Source organism: Microbacterium sp. cx-55 (assembly GCF_021117345.1).
GTDB lineage: Bacteria > Actinomycetota > Actinomycetes > Actinomycetales > Microbacteriaceae > Microbacterium.
Genome location: NZ_CP088261.1, coordinates 613,728 through 633,230, shown reverse-complemented (window position 1 = coordinate 633,230; position 19,503 = coordinate 613,728). Strand labels below are relative to the sequence as shown.

The 19,503-nt window shown below is 69.7% G+C and carries 14 protein-coding genes and 1 pseudogene; 8 read left to right on the top strand and 7 right to left on the bottom strand.

What is annotated here, in order from left to right; translation table 11 throughout:
• The first annotated feature begins 67 nt into the window (after window positions 1-67).
• Window positions 68-439, top strand: coding sequence for a hypothetical protein (locus LQ938_RS03025; protein ID WP_223721697.1), 372 nt, complete (start codon window positions 68-70; stop codon window positions 437-439).
• Window positions 440-527: 88 nt separating this feature from the next.
• On the opposite strand, the gene LQ938_RS03020 is transcribed toward LQ938_RS03025, so the two are convergent.
• Window positions 528-2,168, bottom strand: a complete 1,641-nt coding sequence (locus LQ938_RS03020) for a sensor histidine kinase (protein ID WP_223721696.1) — start codon at window positions 2,166-2,168, stop codon at window positions 528-530.
• 386 nt (window positions 2,169-2,554) lie between these two features.
• Here LQ938_RS03020 and LQ938_RS03015 point away from each other — a divergent pair, with 386 nt between their 5' ends.
• A complete protein-coding gene (locus tag LQ938_RS03015; RefSeq protein ID WP_223721695.1) occupies window positions 2,555-3,400 on the top strand; it encodes an NAD-dependent epimerase/dehydratase family protein in 846 nt (281 codons plus the stop codon).
• A gap of 829 nt (window positions 3,401-4,229) precedes the next feature.
• Here the strand turns inward: LQ938_RS03015 and LQ938_RS03010 are convergent.
• Window positions 4,230-10,541 carry a fibronectin type III domain-containing protein gene (locus LQ938_RS03010; protein WP_223721694.1) on the bottom strand — a complete coding sequence of 2,104 codons (6,312 nt, stop codon included), beginning with the start codon at window positions 10,539-10,541 and terminating at the stop codon, window positions 4,230-4,232.
• 215 nt (window positions 10,542-10,756) lie between these two features.
• Here LQ938_RS03010 and LQ938_RS03005 point away from each other — a divergent pair, with 215 nt between their 5' ends.
• The gene (locus LQ938_RS03005) at window positions 10,757-12,205 is read left to right on the top strand and encodes a polysaccharide biosynthesis tyrosine autokinase (protein ID WP_223721693.1); all 1,449 of its coding nucleotides are present in this window, start codon (window positions 10,757-10,759) and stop codon (window positions 12,203-12,205) included.
• 18 nt (window positions 12,206-12,223) lie between these two features.
• Window positions 12,224-13,126 carry a hypothetical protein gene (locus LQ938_RS03000; RefSeq protein WP_223721692.1) on the top strand — a complete coding sequence of 301 codons (903 nt, stop codon included), beginning with the start codon at window positions 12,224-12,226 and terminating at the stop codon, window positions 13,124-13,126.
• Window positions 13,127-13,276: 150 nt separating this feature from the next.
• On the opposite strand, the gene LQ938_RS15430 is transcribed toward LQ938_RS03000, so the two are convergent.
• From LQ938_RS15430 to LQ938_RS02980, 4 genes and pseudogenes are all read right to left on the bottom strand, one after another.
• On the bottom strand, window positions 13,277-13,831 hold the full coding sequence (locus tag LQ938_RS15430) for an HNH endonuclease signature motif containing protein (RefSeq protein ID WP_263317496.1): 555 nt from the start codon (window positions 13,829-13,831) through the stop codon (window positions 13,277-13,279).
• Between the two features lie 173 nt (window positions 13,832-14,004).
• Window positions 14,005-14,715: pseudogene (locus LQ938_RS15520) on the bottom strand (HNH endonuclease signature motif containing protein); the annotation flags it as partial.
• Window positions 14,716-14,826: 111 nt separating this feature from the next.
• Complete coding sequence (locus LQ938_RS02985; protein WP_223721691.1) at window positions 14,827-15,405, bottom strand: nucleotidyl transferase AbiEii/AbiGii toxin family protein; 579 nt, start codon at window positions 15,403-15,405, stop codon at window positions 14,827-14,829.
• Window positions 15,406-15,414: 9 nt separating this feature from the next.
• The gene (locus LQ938_RS02980) at window positions 15,415-16,413 is read right to left on the bottom strand and encodes a type IV toxin-antitoxin system AbiEi family antitoxin domain-containing protein (protein ID WP_223721690.1); all 999 of its coding nucleotides are present in this window, start codon (window positions 16,411-16,413) and stop codon (window positions 15,415-15,417) included.
• 149 nt (window positions 16,414-16,562) lie between these two features.
• Between LQ938_RS02980 and LQ938_RS02975 the strand changes: the two genes are divergently transcribed.
• From LQ938_RS02975 to LQ938_RS02955, 4 genes are all read left to right on the top strand, one after another.
• A complete protein-coding gene (locus LQ938_RS02975; RefSeq protein WP_223721689.1) occupies window positions 16,563-17,246 on the top strand; it encodes an HAD family hydrolase in 684 nt (227 codons plus the stop codon).
• Window positions 17,247-17,413: 167 nt separating this feature from the next.
• A complete protein-coding gene (locus LQ938_RS15425; RefSeq protein WP_263317480.1) occupies window positions 17,414-18,139 on the top strand; it encodes an excalibur calcium-binding domain-containing protein in 726 nt (241 codons plus the stop codon).
• Between the two features lie 376 nt (window positions 18,140-18,515).
• Window positions 18,516-18,707 carry a hypothetical protein gene (locus tag LQ938_RS02960; RefSeq protein WP_223721688.1) on the top strand — a complete coding sequence of 64 codons (192 nt, stop codon included), beginning with the start codon at window positions 18,516-18,518 and terminating at the stop codon, window positions 18,705-18,707.
• Between the two features lie 86 nt (window positions 18,708-18,793).
• Entirely contained in the window at window positions 18,794-19,117 is a 324-nt protein-coding gene (locus LQ938_RS02955; RefSeq protein ID WP_223721687.1) for a DUF6907 domain-containing protein, read from the top strand.
• Between the two features lie 27 nt (window positions 19,118-19,144).
• Here LQ938_RS02955 and LQ938_RS02950 read toward each other — a convergent pair whose 3' ends face one another.
• Entirely contained in the window at window positions 19,145-19,432 is a 288-nt protein-coding gene (locus LQ938_RS02950) for a helix-turn-helix domain-containing protein (RefSeq protein WP_223721686.1), read from the bottom strand.
• Window positions 19,433-19,503 lie beyond the last annotated feature (71 nt).

Here is a 19,503-nt window from a genome sequence, read left to right as displayed (position 1 = left end):
CCTGCGCCGTGTAGCACTCGTGCGCAACCCCCCGCTTTCGTCCGGGGTGGCACGAAACACTTCACTCATGCGCAGCGTGACATATGCGGGCCAGACCGTTCACACCACCGACGACGTCGCCGAGGTGTTGGTGCTCCTGACCGCGGCGGTCGCGAAGCAGGGCAACGCGGAAGCCGTCAGCATCCCGATCATCGATGACCGTACGGGCGAGGAGGGCATGGCGCAGCTCGTGATCGGCGTGGGCAACGATGTACTGTCGGCTCCTGCCCGTTGGGAGCCGACCGGCGAAGTGCCCTCGTTCGATGACGATGTACGGGCATTGCACGCCCGGCTCGAGCGCATCAGCCCCACCCCGCGCGACTTCTTCGTCGTCGAGGACGACGAAGAAGAAGACCCGAACCAGGATCTCGGCGACCTCGACTACCCGCGCTTCTCGTAACAGCGGGGGCCGGAAGAACGCAGCACCGCGGGTGACGCACGCCCGGAGTGCCGCGGGGCCGCAGGGCCGCGGGGCCGCGCGACGACCTCTACGCCGACGCCACCACGGACGGCACCTCGATCGTGAAGCGCGTCGCTCCGGCGTACGGCGCGTCGATGATCACGCGTCCGTGGTGAGAAGCGATCACGTCTTTCACGAGGCTGAGGCCGATTCCGAAACCCTGGATCGCGTTCTGGTGCGCGTGCGGGGCACGGTAGAAGCGGTCGAAGACGAGCCGCCGGTCGGATCGGCCGATCGCCGGTCCGGTGTTCGTGACGCTGATGCGGCAGACGTCGCCTTCGCGCACCTGCCCGATCGTGATCGCGGTGTGCGGGGTGCCGAACTTCACGGCGTTGGTGAGCAGCTCGCGCACGACTTGCCGCATCCGCCACGGGTCGACGGGGGCAGAGAACACGATTTCGCCGACGCGCTCGATCGTCATGCCGCGGGCCTCTGCCCGGTCGCCGACGTCGGCGATCGCGTCGCCGACGAGCGCGGTCAGGTCGGTGTGCTGCGACGACACCAACACCGAATCGGTGGTCGCGGCGACGAGTTCGCCGATCCGGTCCATGAGCGAGTCGGCGTTTCGCAGCACGATGTCGAGGTAGGCGTGGCCGCTGCGGTCGGCGTCCGGCAGCCGCTCGCCGATCAGGTCGAGGTAGCCGATGATGCTGGTCATCGGCGAGCGCAGCTCGTGTGAAACGGTCTTCAGGAACTGCTCGCGCACGTCGACGGCGGTGGCGAGGTCGGTGACGTCGTGCGCGACGACGACGGTGCCGATGCGCACGCCGTCCTCGCGGTGCACGCGCTTCGCGGCGATGTTGATGGCGCGCTGCAGGTCGGGCGGGCCGACCCATTCCAGGTGATCGGCGATGTTCTCTCCGCGCAGCGCGCGCGCGATGGTCTGCTGTTCGCGCGGGATCGGGGTGACCCGATCGGCCCCGAACACGTCGTCGCCGAAGTAGGGCGGGGCCGCGAGCGAGAGTCCCATCGAGGCCGACATCTCTATTGCACGCCGGTTCGCGACGAGAAGCGCGCCGTCGGCGTCGTAGTAGATGACGGCCGCGTGCACGGTGTTCAGGATGCTGCCGGCGAGGAACTCGCTGTCGAGCGCCAGGCGCAGCGCGGCGGACTCGGCATCGTGCGCCGCGGCGATGCGGCGGCCCGAACGGCGGAGCTTGTCGGCGGCGATGTTCACGATGAACGCGACGGCGACGATGAGCACCGGCAGCACGATGACGTTGATCCAGTCCGCCACCGAGCCGGGCACGCGCCCCTGGTACGCGAACGTGAACGACGTGATGAACGCGGCGCCGACGATGGCGACGCTGATCGCCCAGCGCCCGAATCCGTAGGAGATCCAGAGCACGGGGAAGATCGCGAGCATGCCGACCGAGGGGATCGTGCCGGTCAGGTCGGCGCGGAGGAACGCGACCGCGATCATGTCGGCGACGGCGATGATCAGCATCCACGTCGGACGCCATTTCTCCCAGGGGAGTAGGACGGATGCGGCGGATGCAGCGAACGTCACGGCGACGCCCGCGATGAGGATCGGCGAGGTCAAGTGGTCGGGGTGCCCGAGGGCCACCATCGCGGCGATGAAGAGGACGCTGAGGAGGAACGGCAGCTGGGCGCGCAGGAAGACGCGTACGCGAGCGGGCCGCGTCGCTTCCATCTCGAACAGCGGCACACCTGAAGTGTGCACGATCACAGCACAGTTTGGATCGTGATAATGAAACTTTCGCCCAGGTGATGTGGCGAAAGGGCGTGAAAGTTTCGCCCGGGTGGCTGTCGGGAGGACTGCGCGCGGGTGCCGGGTGGCGTTGCGCGCGGGTGCCGGCTGGCTCTGCGCCGCCTGCTCGCGCGGGCCGGTTCGGCTCTGCGCCGCCTGCTCGCGCGGGACCGGTTTGACGCTTTCCCGGCGTGGTCGCGCGGGCGCGGGCTGGCGGTTTCCGCGCGTCGGATGGCTCCTCCCCGCGTGCGGCGCAAGCCCGACCGAGAGGTCTCTCGCGCGCCATAGACTCCGGGTGCGCGTTGGTCTGCGCATCCCTTCTGTCGCTCGTCGAGGAGAACATCATGCGCATCGCTGTCACCGGATCGTCGGGAAAGCTCGGCGCTGTCGTCGTGCGGGAGTTGCGGGCTGGCGGGCACGAGGTGATCGGGTTCGATCAGCACGGCACGCGGGGCCCGGGTTTCGTGCAGGTCGATCTGACGGACTACGGCCAGGTCGTCGATGCGCTGCAGGCGGTCGGCGATCAGCACGACGGCGTCGACGCGCTCGTGCACCTCGCGGCGGTTCCGGCGCCCGGCATCCGTCCGGATATCGCGACGTTCCACAACAACATCGCGTCGACGTTCAACGTGTTCTGGGCGGCGATCCGGCTCGGGGTGACGCGCATCGTGTACGCGTCGAGCGAGACGGTGCTGGGGTTGCCGTTCGATGTGCCGCCGCCGTACATCCCGGTGGATGAGGAGTATCCGGCGCGTCCGGAGTCGGTCTATTCGCTCGTCAAGCACCTCGAGGAGACGATGGCGATCGAGCTGGTGCGGTGGCATCCGAAGGTCTCCATCACGGCGCTGCGTTTTTCGAACGTGATGGTGCCCGCGGATTATGCGGAGTTCCCGTCGTTCGATGCCGACGCGCGGGCGCGCAAGTGGAACCTGTGGGGGTACATCGATGCCCGCGACGGGGCGCAGGCGATCGCGCGGTCGCTCGATGCGGCTCCCGCCGGTTTCGACCGGTTCATCATCGCGGCGGCCGACACGGTGATGTCTCGCCCGAACGACGAGCTGGTCGCGGAGGTGTTCCCGGATGTGGAGGTGCGCGGCGCGCTCGGCGAGCACACCACGCTGCTGTCGATCGACAAGGCCCGGCGCCTCCTCGGCTTCGACCCGCAGCACTCCTGGCGCGACGGCCTCTAACCCAGGCCCCTCGTCCCCCGCTTCTCGCTTCCGCTCCCCCCGCTCCTCCTCCACTCCTCCGCTACTCCTCCTCCGCTCCTCCTTCGCTCCTCCGCTCACGTGTCGCAATCCGCGCCCCCAGCGACCGATTCCGCCACGTGAGCACCCCAAACCCCAGCTCACGTGTCGCGATCTGCGGATGCGGGCGACGGATTGCGCCATGTGAGCAACCCACAGCTCGCCCCACCTCCCAAAGCCCGGCTCACCCCAAACCCCGGCTCACGTGTCGCAATCTGCGGGTGCCGGCGGCCGATTGCGCCATGTGAGCAACCCACAGCTCACCCCACCTCCAAAGCCCGGCTCACCCCGAAGACCGGCTCACGTGTCGCAATCCGCTGACGCCGACGACCAATCGCGCCACGTGACCACCTCAAACCCCGCCTCACGTGTCGCAATCTGCGGGTGCCGGCGGCCGATTGCGCCATGTGAGCAACTCACAGCTCGCCCCACCTCCAAAGCCCGACTCCACCCCAAACCCCGGCTCGCGTGTCACGAACTGCGGATGCGGGCGACCGATCGCGCCACGTGAGCACCCGAAGACCCGCTCACGTGTCGCAATTCGCGCACGCGAGCGGCCGATTGCGCCACGTGAACGCGACCCGGAGCGCCACCCGGGCCGGAGCGCCACCCAGGCCCGCCCGCACCCGCCCCGCCACCCCGACGCGGGGTCAGCCCGCGCCGACCGCTTCCCGCGCGGCGAGCGCCGCGGCGACGCGCTCCACGGCTTCTCGCCGGAACGACGAATTGCGGGTCAGGCGTATCGGTTCGCCTGACCCGCAATGCTCGTCCGCTAGATGCCGGATGCGGTCCGCGACCGCCGACGGATCAGGAGCAACGACATGCCGCCGAACACGAGGGCTCCGCCGCCGAGCGCCCAGATCACCGGTGCGTGTGCTCCGGTTCCGGCCAATGCTCCGGCGATGCGCAGCGTCGTCCAGCCGGCGATGTCCCCCGTCGAGGGGTCGACGAGCACGACGCGGTGAGTTCCGGGGGCCAGCGCGGCGGGCACGGTGACGACGGCACGGCCGGCCGCGTCGGCCGTCACGACCCCCGCGAAGGTCGGCGTCGAGAAGAACCACGCTTCGTAGCTCGCCCCGGCCGCCAGTCCCGACACCGTCAGTCGTCCGCCCGCAGCGATCTCGCCGGCCGGCACCGACACACCGCCCCGGTTCGCGTCCGCCAGCTGCGCCTCACTCGGCGCCGTCGGGCCGGTCGGCGCCGTCGGCCCGCCCGAACCCCCGCCACCCGAAGCCCCGCCGCTCGAAGACCCGCCGGGCGTCGAACCCCCGCCGCCCGAACCCCCGCCGCCGGGCGCCGACGTGGGCGGCGCGGACGGAGATTCGCTCGGCTCCGGCGACGATCCGGCATCCGTCGTCACCTGGACGGTAGACGCCGCACCGGTGCCGGCGGCGTTCACCGCGTACACCGATATCGCGTAGGTCGTGGATGCAGCGAGCCCGCCCACGATGATCGGCGACCCGTTCGCGGCGATCTGCACCGTCACACCCTCGGCGCTCACGTAGATGAGGTACCCGGTGACGGGCGCTCCCCCGTCGGTCGCCGGCGCCTGCCAGGACACGCCGACCTGCGTCGAAGAGAGGCTCGTCGCCGACAGTGCCACGGGTGCTCCCGGGACTGCCGCGGGTGTGGTGACGGGCAGGCTCGACGCGGATGCGGCCGATGCCCCGACGGCGTTAATCGCTTCGACCGTGAACGTGTACGCGGTGCCGGGGGTGAGCCCGGTGACGACCGTGGCGGTCGTCGTCACGTTCTTCACGTCGACGACGGCGCCCGCGGCGGAGGTGCGGACGACGTACCCGGTGATCGCCGAGCCGCCGTCGGTCGGCGCGGTCCACTCGAGCGCGACGGATGCGGACGACTGGGCCGTGACGACCGGCGCCGCGGGCGTTCCGGGCACGGTGGCCACCGGCGCGGCGGGTGCGGTCCGGAGAGTCAGGGCGTTGGACGACGGCCCCACGCCCACGCTGTTGCGCGCCGCGACCGCCACGACGTATTCGGTGTCGGCGGCGAGTCCGCGGACGGTCGCCGTGAGCCCGACGGTGACGATCTCCGCCGCAACCGGCTGGCCGCCGCGGGTGATCGTGACGTCGTACCCGGCGATCGCCGCGCCTCCGTCGGATGCGGGTGCCACCCACTGCAGGTCGAGTCCTGTTGTCGCGGCGGCGCCGGTGAGCGTGCGTACCGCCGACGGAACGGTGGGCGGCGGCGTGGCCGTCGTCACCGGCAGAGATGCCGACGAAGCTCCGGTGCCGACCGAGTTCGTGGCGGCAACCGTGACCGCGTAGTCGGTCGCGGGCAGCAGGCCGGTCACGATCGCCGTCGTTCCGCTGACGGTGACGTTCGCCGTGACGGGCAGGCCCGCCGCGGTGACGCTCACGGTGTATCCGCTGACCGGCGCACCGCCGTCGGAGACGGGCGGGGTCCACGCGAGCGCTATCGACGTCGGCTCGACGGCGGTCGCGGTCAGCGTCTGGGGCGCGTCGGGCACGGTGGCGACGGGCGTGGTCGCCGCGGTGCGCGCATCGATGATCGTCTCGCCACCGAATCCGACGCTGTTCCCGGCCGCGAGGCGCAGCTCGTAGATCGTGTCCGGCTGGAGCCCGGCGATGATTGCCGATGTCGAATTCGCATCGAGGATGAGCTCGGAGAAAATGTCACCGCCGCTGGAGACGATCAGGCGGTACCCCGTGAGGGTTGTGCCGCCGGTGTCGGTTGGCGCATTCCAGGTGAGGGTCAGCATCCGCTCGCTGGTCGTTGCTGTGACATCCGTCGGCGCACCGGGCAGCGTGTAGGCCTTCGTACCGAAGGCCGTCCGCGGCGACTCGGTACCGACTCCGACGGCGTTCACCGCGGCGACGGAGACCTCGTACTCTGCCCCGGCCGCGAGGCCGCCCAGCGAGGCCGAAGTCACGGCGCCGAGCTGCACGACACGCACGGGCTGTGCGGCCCCGGGCTCGTACACGCTCACCCGGTACCCGGTCAGCGGCGATCCGCCGTCGGCGGGCGCCGTCCAACTGACCGCGGCGGTCGTCGTGGTCACGGCGCCGACCGCGGGCGCCGCCGGAGTCGCCGGCGCGGTGGCCGCCGCGGTCACCGTGAGGCGTGCCGCAGCCGTTTCGAGAGTGTCCGACCCGCTCGTGAAGACGGCACGGAACTGCGCGCCGTCGTCGGCGACCGTGACGGCCGGCAGCACGAGACGCGAGCTCGTCGCGTCCCCGATGTCGGACCAGTCGTCTGCGCCGGCGAGGCGCTGCTGCCACTGCACGCTGGGCACCGGGTCACCCGACGCGATCGCGGTGAAGACGACCTCTGCACCCTCGTCCGCGGTGCGGTCGGAGGGGTTCGCCACGATCGCGAACGCCGAGTCAAGGGTCTCGGTCGGAGTCCGCGGCGTGTCGCCCTCCGCGAGCGGGGGGAGTTCGAGCGGGTCGGTGATCGCGACCGTCTGCCCGGCAGCGATGTGGATGACGTCGGCCTGGGCGCGCGTGCTCTTGCCGTCGAACCACGTCGTGCCGAGTTCCGGCGAGTACACGTAGAGCGTGTAGTCCCCCGGTTCGAGCGCCGGGAGATGGAATTGCCCGTTCTCGTCCGTCGTCGTCTCGATGTCGAGGATGGGGCTGGTCGTCGAATCCGCGGCGAACAGGCCGCGGAAGAACGACACGACCCCGTTCACGGGCGCGGTGGCCACGCCCACGATCGCGCCGGCGATCGGGTCGCCGTTCGCGTCGACGACTCGCCCGCTGACCGTGCCGCCCAGCGTCATCCGCACATCGAGGTTGTCGACCGGCTGGTCGACGATGACGATCTCCTGCGCACTGTCGAACGTCGCTGCGCCGTCGTACCACTGGCTGACGTAGAGCCCGGAGTAGTTGAGGGCCTCCAATTTGTACCGGCCGGGGGCGAGCGCCGCGGAGCGGAACGTGCCGTCCGACGTGACGTAGATCGAGGTCCATTCGCCCCACTGGTCGGTGGAAGGATGCACGCTCAGCCAGACGTTCGACAGCGGCGCGCCGTTGTTGGCGGCCGACACGGTACCTGCGATCGGGTAGCCGCGGGTGAGTGCGATCTCGACGCCGTCCAGGCCGTCGGCGGGCACGTCGAACGATTGCCGTGACGCGATGTGGTCATCGGTGGCGTCGGTGGTGATCTCCGTCTGTCCGGGCCGGTCGAGGTAGATCTCGAACGTGCCATCGGATGCGGTGCGCCCCGAGTACTGCACCCGCACGTCTTCGAGCGGCTCGCCGGAAAGCGCGTCCGTCACGCGTCCGGTCACGCGAATGCCCGGCAGCAGGGCGGCGTCGGCGACGAACGGTGCGGCACCCGCCGCGAGCACGATCGGCGTTGCCGCATCTTCCGTCGCGGCGTTCCGCCACCACTGCGACGAGACGTTGTCGGAGCTGTCCGCGCGTGTGAAGGCGAGCGTGATCGGGGTCTCGGCGGGAATGCCCGACAGGCGGTACTCGCCGGTGTCGCTTTCGGTGTACGCGTACGCGGAGTTGGTCCACTGACCCCACTCGCTCCCCTCGGTCCACGTCGCTCGTACATAGGCGTAGACGGGCTGGCCCGTCGCGTGGGCACGGACGGTTCCGACGATCTGCGCGACCGGCAAGGCGAGGTCGATCCCGGTCGTGATCTCGCCCGCGGTGACCGTGACGACGTCGGCGACGAAGAACTCGTTCTGCCCCAGACGTCCGGATACCCGGTATTCACCGGCCGGCAGGCCGCGAGCGACGTACTGCCCGTCGATGAGCAGGGTGCGGGCCGTGCCGCTCACCGTCAGGCTGTTACCCCCGTCGGACGGGGTGAAGTACAGCGAGATCCACCGATCCGGGGTTGCCGCGGCATCCGCGAACGTGCCCGAGATCCCGCCGCCGAGCGTGAGGCCGATGTCGGCAGAGTCGTAGTCACCGCCCTCGGCCAGGTCGATGGCGATGGCGTCCTGGCGGTCGCCGGTCGGGCCGAACCAGCGGTCCACGTAGAGCGTGCTGCCGCCGGTGGCCCGCACCGCGTAGTTGTTGACGGTCAGCCCCTCGAAGGCGTACGCCCCGCTGACGTCGGTCGTCGTCGTGGCGATCGGCGGCGTATCGACGCTGTCGGCGCGGTAGAGCTCGACGGCGACGCCGCCCAGAGCCTCATCGGTCGCGGCGTCGGTGACCCGACCGGAGACGCTGCCCGATCCGCTGCTCAGCACGATCGCCTGGGGGGTATCGGTCGTGAGCGTGAGCACGGTGGCTCCCGCCGCCGAGTTGGATGACGGGTAGTAGATCGGCGAGGAGTTGAATGCGCCGGCGCGGAATCGCACGAGATAGTCTCCGGGTCGCACCGTGAACGTCTGGGTTGCTCCGGCGGCGACGTAGACGGTGGCGACCGTCTGTCGTGTGCCGGCGTCGAGCAATTCGACGCTGAACCCTGATCCGTTGCCGACGGGTGCGTCGGCGGTGAGGGTGAGCTGTGCGGTCTCGGCGGTGTATCCGCTGACGTCGACGGTGACGGACTGCGCGCCCGAGACGGTGAAGGGTTCGCCCCAGAGGTCTGTCACGTCGCCGATGCTGATCGCGAGCCGGTACGTTCCCGCGGGAACATCGGTGATCTCGAACGATCCATCCGGCGCGACGCTGGCCCATCCGACGCCCGACCCTCCGGTGGTGCGCAGGCTGACCGATCGGACGGCGCCGACGACCGAGGGGTCGAAGGCGCCGCGCACGGTCGCTCCCGGCAGGATGGTCGCGTCGAGACCGGTCAGCGCGGTCGGAGTGCTCACCGGAATCGTCACCGTCGCGGCGGTCTCCCACGTGGCGCCGCCGTAGTAGGTCGGTACTCCGCCGCCCTGGGCGGGAGAGAAGGAGATGCGGTAACTCGTGGCGGTGACGTTGCCGAAGAAGTAGCGGCCCTCCGCGTCGGTCGTCGCGTAGTACGAGGCCCACGGTGTGCCGGTGGAGGATGCCGAGACTCCGACGCCCGCGCGCGGCAGCCCATCGGCACCGCGGACGGTTCCGGCGAGTGAGTTGGCGCCGTACGTGAGGGTGCCGTCGATGCCGGTCACCGTCTGCCCCGCCTCGACCGTGATGGCCGTGGCGGTGTCGGCGGTGGTGGCGTTCTTCCACCACAGCGGCTGGTAGTTGCGTCCGTCAGACAGCTGCACCCGAACGGTGCCGGCCGGAACGACGGCGCTCCAGGTCGTCGTGCCGCCCGTGAGCGCTGTGCCGCTCCACGAGCCGGTGTCGTTCGGCGATTCGCTGGCGCGCACCGAGACCGACAGATCGACGGTGTCGACGGGCGCGTCCGGGACGGAGAGGGTTCCCGAGAGCAGGGCGCCGGGTTCGAGACCGATCGCGCCGAGGTCGTAGGCGTACCCCAGGGCAACACCATCGAGGTACCCCCAAGCCGACACGTTCAGGGTCGCGAGCGAGGGGCCGAACGTGAAGGAGGCACTGCCCGCCGCGGGCAGCGTGACGGTGAATCGCCCGTCCGCTCCGCTCACGATCGGGTCGCCCGTCCCGGCGAGCCCGCCTCCCGAGCTCTCGTACCAGATGGGAGCGCCCTCGAGCGGTGTTCCGGATGTCGAGTCGACAAGCGTGCCGGTGACCGTCACGGTCTTCTCCGGACCGGCGACGGGGCTGATCGGCTGCTCTTCGCCGTTGCCGATTCGGAAGGAGGCGTCCGCGGCGGCCGCGAGCGGCAGCGGCGCCGCACCCAGCGTCTCGGTCGCGTCGGGCTCGCTCGGCGCTGATCGTGCGTCCGGCGCCGACGGCGCATCAGGTGCCGCGGACGGATCGACTCGCGGCTCCGTCGGCGGGACGGATGCCGACGGCGTCGGGGCCGCGTCATCCGAGGTCACGGGCGGCGCGACCGGCGCATTCGAGGGCACCGGTGCGGTCGGAACCTCTTCGGGCGCACCGGCGCTGTCGGGAGACTCGCCCTCCGGGGGCGTCGTCGCCGTCACGGCGGGCCCGACGCTCGGGGCGGGATCGGGCTCGACGGCCCACCCGGCGGAAGCCGTGCCGGCGACGAGCGCCAGTGAGGCGATGAACGCGATGATCGATGCGCGCGAGCGACGGCTCACGACATGGCGATGTGCCATAGTTCCCCCCAGAACAGAGCCCCCCGATGCGGCTTCACGGCGACCGTAGCGGATGGCCCCGACACCACGCCAGCAAATTCGTCACACGATGAATTACTCGACCCGCCCCACACACCGGCCCGCGCCCCGCGTGCAATCTCTGCACTCGCACGCAACCGGAACGAAACAAGGGCTGTGGCAGGATGAGTCCGATACCCCCCAACCTGAGAGGCATCATGGAGCTCAGCGACTACATCCGGGTCTTGCGCAAGAACTGGCTCGTGATCGTCGTGATCACGCTCGTCGGACTCGGTGCGGCGGCCGGATACTCACTCACGCGCACGCCTCTCTATGAGGCCGAGAGCCGCGTGTTCGTGTCGACGCAGACGACGGGCTCGGTGCAGGAACTGCAGCAGGGCTCGATCTTCACGCAGCAGCGCGTCACCACCTACGTCACGCTCGTGAAGACGCCGATCGTGTTGAACCCGGTGATCGCCGAGCTGAACCTCGACATGACGGCCGACCAGCTGTCGAGCCAGGTGACGGCGTCGAGCCCCCTGAACACGACGGTCATCCAGATCTCGGTGACGGATGCCGACCCGGTACAGGCCGCTGATCTTGCGAACGCGCTCGGCGCGAGCCTCACCGAGGCCGTCGAGACGATCGAGACGCCGAACGACTCCGACACGAGCCCGGTGAAGCTCACGCGCGTGCAGGATGCGCTGCCGACGAACGTGCCGGTGAGCCCGAACGTGCCGCTGAACCTCGCGCTCGGCGCGCTCGTGGGTCTCGCGCTCGGCATCGGTGTCGCGGTGCTGCGCACCGTGCTCGACACGAAGGTGCGGAACGCCCGCGATATCGCGAACATCACCGACCGCCCGATCATCGGTGCGATCCCGTTCGACCCGAAGGCGCAGGAGCGTCCGCTGATCCTGCAGGCCGACCCGCACAACCCGCGGTCCGAGGCCTTCCGGTCGCTGCGCACGAACCTGCAGTTCATCGAGATGGATGGGGGTCACAGCTTCGTCGTGACGTCCAGCATCCCGAGCGAGGGTAAGACCACGACGACCGTGAACCTGGCGATCGCGTTGGCGGATGCGGGCAAGCGCGTCGCGCTGATCGACACCGACCTGCGCAAGCCGAAGGTCGCCGAGTACCTCGGCATCGAGGGCGGCGCGGGTCTCACCGACGTGCTGATCGGTCGCGCGAAGGTTGGCGACGTGATGCTCCCCTGGGGCAAGCGTCCGCTGTTCGTGCTGCCCGCGGGCAAGGTGCCGCCGAACCCGAGCGAGCTGCTCGGGTCGAAGCAGATGGCGCAGTTGCTCGAGGCGATCTCGCGTGACTTCGACGTCGTGCTGCTCGATGCTCCCCCGCTTCTTCCGGTGACGGATGCGGCGATCCTCTCGCGTCACACGACCAGCGCGATCGTCGTGGTCGCGGCCGGCCGCACGACGTCGGGTCAGCTGCAGGGCGCGCTGACGACGCTGGAGACGGTCGACGCGAAGGTCGGCGGCGTGGTGCTCACGATGGTCCCGACCCGTGGCGCAGATGCGTACGGCTACGGCTATGGGTACGGCTACGGCGGTTATGGCCGCTACGGCGACTACACCGCCATCACGGCCGCCGAGACCCCGACCCGCAAGAAGGGCCGCAACAGCGAGCCTGACACTCCGAGCTCCACCTGACCTCAGGAGTACCCCGCGATGGCCCAGGCACCTCGCAACCCGAACGGCACGCGCAACAAGTGGTTGTCGATCGCGCTCGTCGCCGTCTTGGCGATCGCGGTGATCGCTTTGGCATACGTGGCGATCATGCAGACGCGGGGCATGGTGATCGACGGCACGCCGCGCCCGGTGCCGACGTTCACGACGAAGTCGACCGCCACCCCGACGGCCACGCCCACCCCGACGATCGCGGCTCCGACGACGGCGACCCTCGTCGCCCCCGGCGCGAACGAGCGTTTTCTCGCTGTCGGGTCGGGGGCGATCTGGCGCGGTACGGCCGGCGCGTGCGGCGGGGCCGCGCCGTCGCTCGAGCGGTCGACGGATGGTGGAACGACCTGGAACGATGTGACCCCGCGCTATCTCGGCATCGGCCAGCTGCTGTCGGTCGAGGCGTTCGCGGGTTCTGAGGCGCAGATCGTCGCGCGCATGGGCGACGATTGCGAACTGCAAGCGCTCCGCACCTTCACGCAGGGCCAGTTCTGGGCGCCGTACGACGAGGTGCTCGCCGCATCCACGTACGTCGATCCGACGAACCCCGCCGCGGTGGTGACTCCGGATGCCGAGATCGCCGCCCCGTGCGCGACGGCGTGGGGTGTGCGCACCGAGGGTGACACGACGTCGATCATCTGCGACGGCACGGCGTACACGCTGAGCGGCCAGAGCTGGCAGTCCGCAGCGTCGACCGTCATGGCCGTCGAGCCCGCGGGCCAGGCGTTCCTGACAGCCGCAGCAGACGCGAGTTGCCCGGGCCTGGTCATCACGGGCACGGTTCCCGTGTGCGCGGATGCCGCGTCGTCCACCGGCCCGGTCGCGATCGCGGAGTCCGGCGGCGACACGCTGATCTGGTCGGCCGACACCTGGGTCAGCGTTCCGACCCCCTGACGCATCCGTCTGCGGCGCCCCGCGGAGAACTCGCGCGGTCGCTCCCGCGCAGTGCGTGTGAAACCGACCGGCGCGGTCGCGCCCGCGCACGCAAAGCCCGCACCGCCGCGCCCCCCGCGCAACTCCCGTGCAACCCTTCCCGCGCCCGGCCTACTGCCGCGCGAGCCGGTGTTGTCGGCGCAGGCGGATCGGGGATCGGGTGACGCGTCGCCAGGTGCCGGTGGCGTCCCACCAGGATGGACCTCGGACTTCGGGGACGCCGAGTGTCATGCGGATCGCCCATCCGCTCCCCTCGAGGGTGCGGTGATGATGCCAGCAGAGCAGCACACCGTTGTCGGTCGTCGTGGCGCCGCCTCGCGCATGCTCGGTAACGTGGTGAATTTCGCACCATGCTCCGGGCACCTCGCACCCGGGGATGATGCAGGCGCCGTCGCGGAGGAGGATCGCCCGGCGCTGCGTGGCGCTGAACACTCTGTCGGCGATCGAGATCGACATCACTCGCCCGCGCTCGTCGCACATGACACGCTGCACACCGCCGGCGCACGCCACCTGTCGCGCCACCGAGAGCGGCACCGGGGCGTCGATGCCGTCGACGTGGGCCATGCCGCGGCCCGAGGCGAGGTCATCGCGTGTGACCGACACGATGAGCGTCGGCGCGGCGCCGCCGATCGTGGGCAGCTCGCCCGCCCGGGCGGCGACCGACAGGATCGTGGCCAGCGCGTCGTGCTGCCGCTGCGCGCGGGTGCGGAAGTCGGCGGGTGCCTCGCCATGCCGTCATCGTCGCCGGGTTCCGGGTCGGGCCGGAACGACGGGCCGGCGGTGCGATTCTTGGGGTTGAGGATGCTGTCGCAGAGCCGCTGCAGTTGGCCCGCGACGTCGGGCAGCAGTTCGCCGCGCAGGGGGATGACGCCGTCGCGCGCACGGCCGAACGTGAGGCCGCGGCGGCGCATCGCTGCGGCATCGGCGGGCTCCGCCCCATCCGGATCGAGGTACATCGCCCACACCGACGCCTGCGCCCGCAGTTCGTCGGCGCACGGCAGCGGCCCGGCCGCCATTCCCCCGCGGTCGGCTCCGATGCCCCGCGCCGATGCGGCCAGCTCTTCATCGGCCGCGTGCCGGTGGGAAGCATCGCGCGTGGCACCGTCGATGGCCGACGCCACCGCGGCGACGGCGTCGACGCCGACCACCCCGTCGGCGAGCGCCGCGCGCATCGCCGGGAACGCGGCGGGCAGCGCCTGCCCCGTCGTGATCGCCACGGGTTGCGCCACCGCGTTCGCCGCCCGCACGAACGAACGCGCGACCTGACCCGACACCCGCGTCGTGCGCTGCACGAGTTCGGCGACGGTGCGGGCACCGTGGCGCGTCGTGAAGCGTTCCGCGATCGCCCCGATCTCGGAGCGCACCGCGACCTGCGCGGTGGCCTCGATCACGAGCGCGTCACTGCGCCGACCGATGTCGCCCGCCACCTCGAGCAATGCCCGCAGGTCGGCATCCGACAACCCGCGCACGTCATCCCCCGCGAGCACCGACGTGACCGCCGCGCCGAGCCGTGAGGCGAGGTCGCGAAGGGTGTCGACGGGGCTTTCCATACCTCTATTCTGCCGAGGGCCACCGACATTGCCCCGGCCCGAAAGACCCGGTCCGGATATGAATCGGGAACCAAAGACCAGCGCCGCAACCTCGCCCGCGGCGCGCCACATTCAGCGCCACGAGAGCGCCGAGTGATCCCAGATTTTTCCCGCAGCACTGTGGTCGAGCACAGGATCGATGAATCTGCACATGAGCTCCGTCGCCAGGTCGATGCGACCAAAGGGCCGACAGACCGGAACTCTGACCGCGAGCGCGGCGTACCGGCTTCCCCAGTCGGCCGGCGCAGCGAACGCATGTGGCAACGCAAGCGATCGCACCGCTGCTTCACGCTCGAGCGCGGCGCGGAGTCTCGTCCCGTCTATGTCCTGGGTCGTGGCGAGCACAACCAGGTCGACGAGGTCCTTCTCGCGGCTGGATGGGCGGCCGCTGTACAGCGAGATGGTGGCGCAGACCTCATCGGCGATCTGATCCACCACGGGGTAGAGCCGGTAAGGGTGGCTCGTGAGTTTTGGCAACTCGAGCGCACCCGCGGGCGCCACAACCTCAACGTCGTCGGTCAGAGTGACGTTGACGACGAAAGTACTCGAGTCGGATGCGCTCCCCGACCGTGAGCGAGGGATCTGCGGAAAACGCTCGCCTCGCCGCGGCCTTGATCGCAGCTTCCACAGCGCCCGGCGTCGCGTATGCATCTGAGGCGGTCATCGATCTTCCGTCGAAGGCACAGCACGGGCAAGAGCGGCCCAGCCGATGGCCTTCAGGTGTTCCGCAGCGCTAGTGCCGATGTTCTCGCCGATCGCGCCCGCGGCCTCAGACATTGCGCGGGGGTCTGCCGTGACACGCTCCACGCGTTCCAGAACCTCCGACATCGCCTTTCCCGCAGCGAGTGCCTGCCTGCTGAGTTCGTCTTGGGGTACCGCCCGTTCGAGAGCGAGGATGAACGACGCGAGTACGGGCGCAATGTCCGTCGTAGGAAGATTGCGAAGGTACTCCGCGGTAACGAGCTTGCCGACCGAGGGGATGGCGGCGAGTTGCTGAGCGATGCTTCGGCGATCGATGCCGGCGATTTCGAGCAGTCTCTCTCGGAGAGAGTCTCCGTCCCCTCTGTTCTCACCTGCGCGCTCGGCGAGCGGATTCAGCAGTTCGGTCAGGCGTTCGACATCGAGCCGGGACTTCTTTGCGGCATCACGAAGCACGCCGGCGACGATGCTGAGATCATTGCGAGCCTCGACGAGGTCTGCGACGGTTCGCTCCGGGGTCGTCACCGGGAGCCCGTCGATCACCGTGACATCTTCGACTGCGACGACACGAGTGCGGTATCGAACGTCCGGCCGCTGCGTCTGCCGACGAGCGGGGGTGGTGAACTCGCTCTGCATGGCACGCAGGTCACCGATGCCGTGCAGCTCCGCGGCGGACTCCCCGGAGACGATGACATGGGGCGGACGCATGCGGAGTCGCTCGTAGGCAAGGCGGTTGGGCTCCGCGGCCAGCCACGCCGCGCGCAGCTCTTCGTGCGGCGCAGTTGGCGCACCCGCGTCTCGATACACCCCGTGGGCGAGACGGACGAGGTCGCCGGAGTCTGTCAGACGGGAGAGATTCATGTGACTGACGCCGCGGTCACGGGCCTGGCTCGCGGTGAACATCCCCCACTGAGACTCGGCCACTTCGGCCAGGAGGAGCAGGGCGTCACGAGACTTCACGCTTGAATACTAACTTCATGTGCGTGAGTTTCCAAGCGAAAGCTTGACCGAAGCCTGAACTCATCCCTCATCGCCAGACATACCCCAGCACACCCGCCGTGCGCACGCCACCCGCTGCACGGCACGCGTCGAGCGGGTTGGCTGGTCTCATGACCGACTCCCCCGACATCCGCACCGCAGTCCTCTTCGACATCGACGGCACGCTCGTCGACTCGAACTATCTGCACATCGAGGCGTGGCATCACGCGTTCGCCGCGGTGGGGCATCCGGTCGATGCGTGGCGCATCCACCGGTCGATCGGCATGGATTCCGGCATGCTCCTCGACGCGCTTCTCGGTGACGCGGCAGAGTCGGTGGGCGATGCGGCGAAGCAGAAGCATGCGGAGTTCTACGAGAACCTCGCCGACCGCCTGCGCCCGATCGAGGGCGCCCGGGCACTACTGAGCGCGCTGGCCGATCGCGGTCACGGGGTCGTGCTGGCGACGTCGGCGCCCGAGAGCGAGCTCGAGACGCTGCTCGAGGTGCTCGATGTCGGACCGGATGTGGATGCGGTCACCTCGTCGGAAGACGTGGGCACCGCGAAGCCCGATCCTGACATCATCGAGGTCGCGCTCAAGAAGGCCTGCGTTCCCGCCGACCGCGGCATCCTGGTCGGCGACGCCGTGTGGGATGTGAAGGCGGCCCTGCGCGCCGGGGTGCAGACGATCGGCGTGCGCAGCGGCGGGTACAGCGCGGCGGAGCTTCGGGATGCGGGCGCCATCGCGGTCTACGACGATGTCGCCGACCTGCTCGCCCACCTCGACGTGAGCCCGATCGCGAACCTCCGCGACTGACCTACCCGACCGCGCCGGAAGACCCCCTCCCTGCGCTTGCTTCACCCCAGGTCGAGGATCGACGCCGCATCGCCCGCCCCTGATCTCGGTGGCCGCCCGGCCCCCGGCCGCGCTACGCTCAGCGCGATCGGCCCACCGAAGGGCCGTCTTTATCCTGGGGGATATTCATGGCTGCAACGAGCCCATCATCGAGCGCTGTACCGAGCCCTGCCGCGGGCTGGTACCCCGCACCGCACGCCGACGGCGAGTCGAGGTACTGGGACGGCGCCCAGTGGCTCGAGCCGGATTCGCCGACGGAGGCGATCACGACCGATGCGGCACCCGCGCGGCCGGCCGCGGGCGTGCCGTTCTTCCAGCGCCCGATGAGTCGTCGGGCAGCCGCGTTCGTGGCCGGCGGCGCATTCCTGCTCGGCATCCTGCTCGCCGGCAGCTCCGTCGGTGCGGCGAACGGTTCGCAGGTCTCGACGCTCGAGGGTCAGGTCATCGAGCTCGAGAACGTCGGCGCCGAGAACGATCGCCTCGCCGAGGAGTACGCGCAGCTGACGAAGGATTACGCACAGCTGGAGGATGCGGGCGCCTCGCTCGAGTCGCAGATCACCGGGCTCAAAGCGGGCACCACCGATCTCGAGGCCCAGTTGGCCACGGCTACCACCGAGCGCGATGCGCAGGCGGCGCGTGTCGCCGAACTCGAGGCCGCGCAGAACGCGAAGCCCGTCGTCCAGCCTGCCGCCCCGGCAGCGCCGGCCGCCCCCGCTGCGCCTGCGGCTCCGTCGAACACGTACTTCCAGAACTGCGACGCCGCCCGCGCCGCAGGTGCTGCGCCGGTGCGCGTCGGCGACCCCGGCTACGGCCGGCACCTCGATCGCGACGGCGACGGCACCGGCTGCGAGTGACGCCCCGCCATCCGCAGCCACGCCTGCAGGGCGCACGGATGCTGACCGACTAATCGGTCAAGCCAGAGCCGAGGAGCACCTCGCGCATCCCATGTATACATGGGATTTGTGATATCCATGGAGGTGAGCGCTCGCTCCCCGCGAAGGCCCGAGCGCTCGCACCCGCACTGGGGGCCCCTGGCTCCCCGGTCCTCAGAACGCCCTGAGTCGCCCTTGTTGCGACTCAGGGCGTTCTTTGACTGTGCACCGACATGTCATCGTCACGTCCTCGCCATGTACACATGGTAATCTCCGACGAAAGTCGAGCGTGATTCAGCATTCGGAAGGCGTACTACCAATGTCATCGCAAGGGATGAGTGGCGCCGAGCGGCGCCCCGTGACCAGCGTCTACGAGGGCCTGCGTTGGGTGCGCCCCGAGAAACGAGTCCGGCTCGACCCCGAGACCGCCATGCAGCTTCGCGCGGCGGGCATCACGATGGTGCGGGTGAAGGTCGGCTGGGGCAAAGAGCGAGAAGTGTCGCTGCAGTACTACCTCGATCGTTACGGCAGCGCCCGTCGTCAGGGGTAATACGCCGCACCGAGGATCTCCCGCTCTTCGCTCCTGCGTTCCGGATGCAGCCGCGAAGCGAACGACACGAAACCAGGCTCCCATCGATGACACTCACGAACGGACGAATTGACGCCCCCTGCCCCGTCTGGTGCACCGGCGATCACGACGCCTCGAAAGATCGACGGCTGACCCACCGCAGCAACCCCGCAGCGGTCGCCGCCGTAGAGCGCCGAGGGCGCCTCGAGGATGGCCCCTCGATCGCCGTCACGGTCGACCTGATCGTCGGGCTTGAACAGTCGCACTCAGAGCTCTGGGTGTGGCTCGGACCCGAAGACGATGCCTCGCGGGGAATGGCGATCAGCTTCGAGAGCGCGCAGCGACTCAGTCGCGCGCTCGCTCAGACGCTGGAGTCGGCACAGCAGAGCTAACAGCACCCGGGCAAAGCCGCTCGGGAACTACGCGGCGTTCGCGTGTGCCAGAGCGTGCGGGATGGGCGGCAGCAGTTCTGCGACGTCCAGGTCGAGCACCAGCGCCAGTGACACCAGTGTCTGCAGTCGGGGGTTCGCCGGATCGCCGGGGTTCGATTCGCCTTTTTCGAGCTTCTGGTACGTGAAGGTCGCGAGCCCGGCCTCGCGGGCCACGTGCTCCTGGCTCAGCCCTGCCGCCGCGCGAACCCGACTCAAGTTGTCGCCCAGCGCGCGACAGTACTCCACCCAGGTCTCGTCCGTCCGCGAAAAAGCCATGACTCCAGAGTGACGGATCCCCGTCGAAAACGTAACCATCTACCAAAATGCCGCCCACGCATGTATACGTG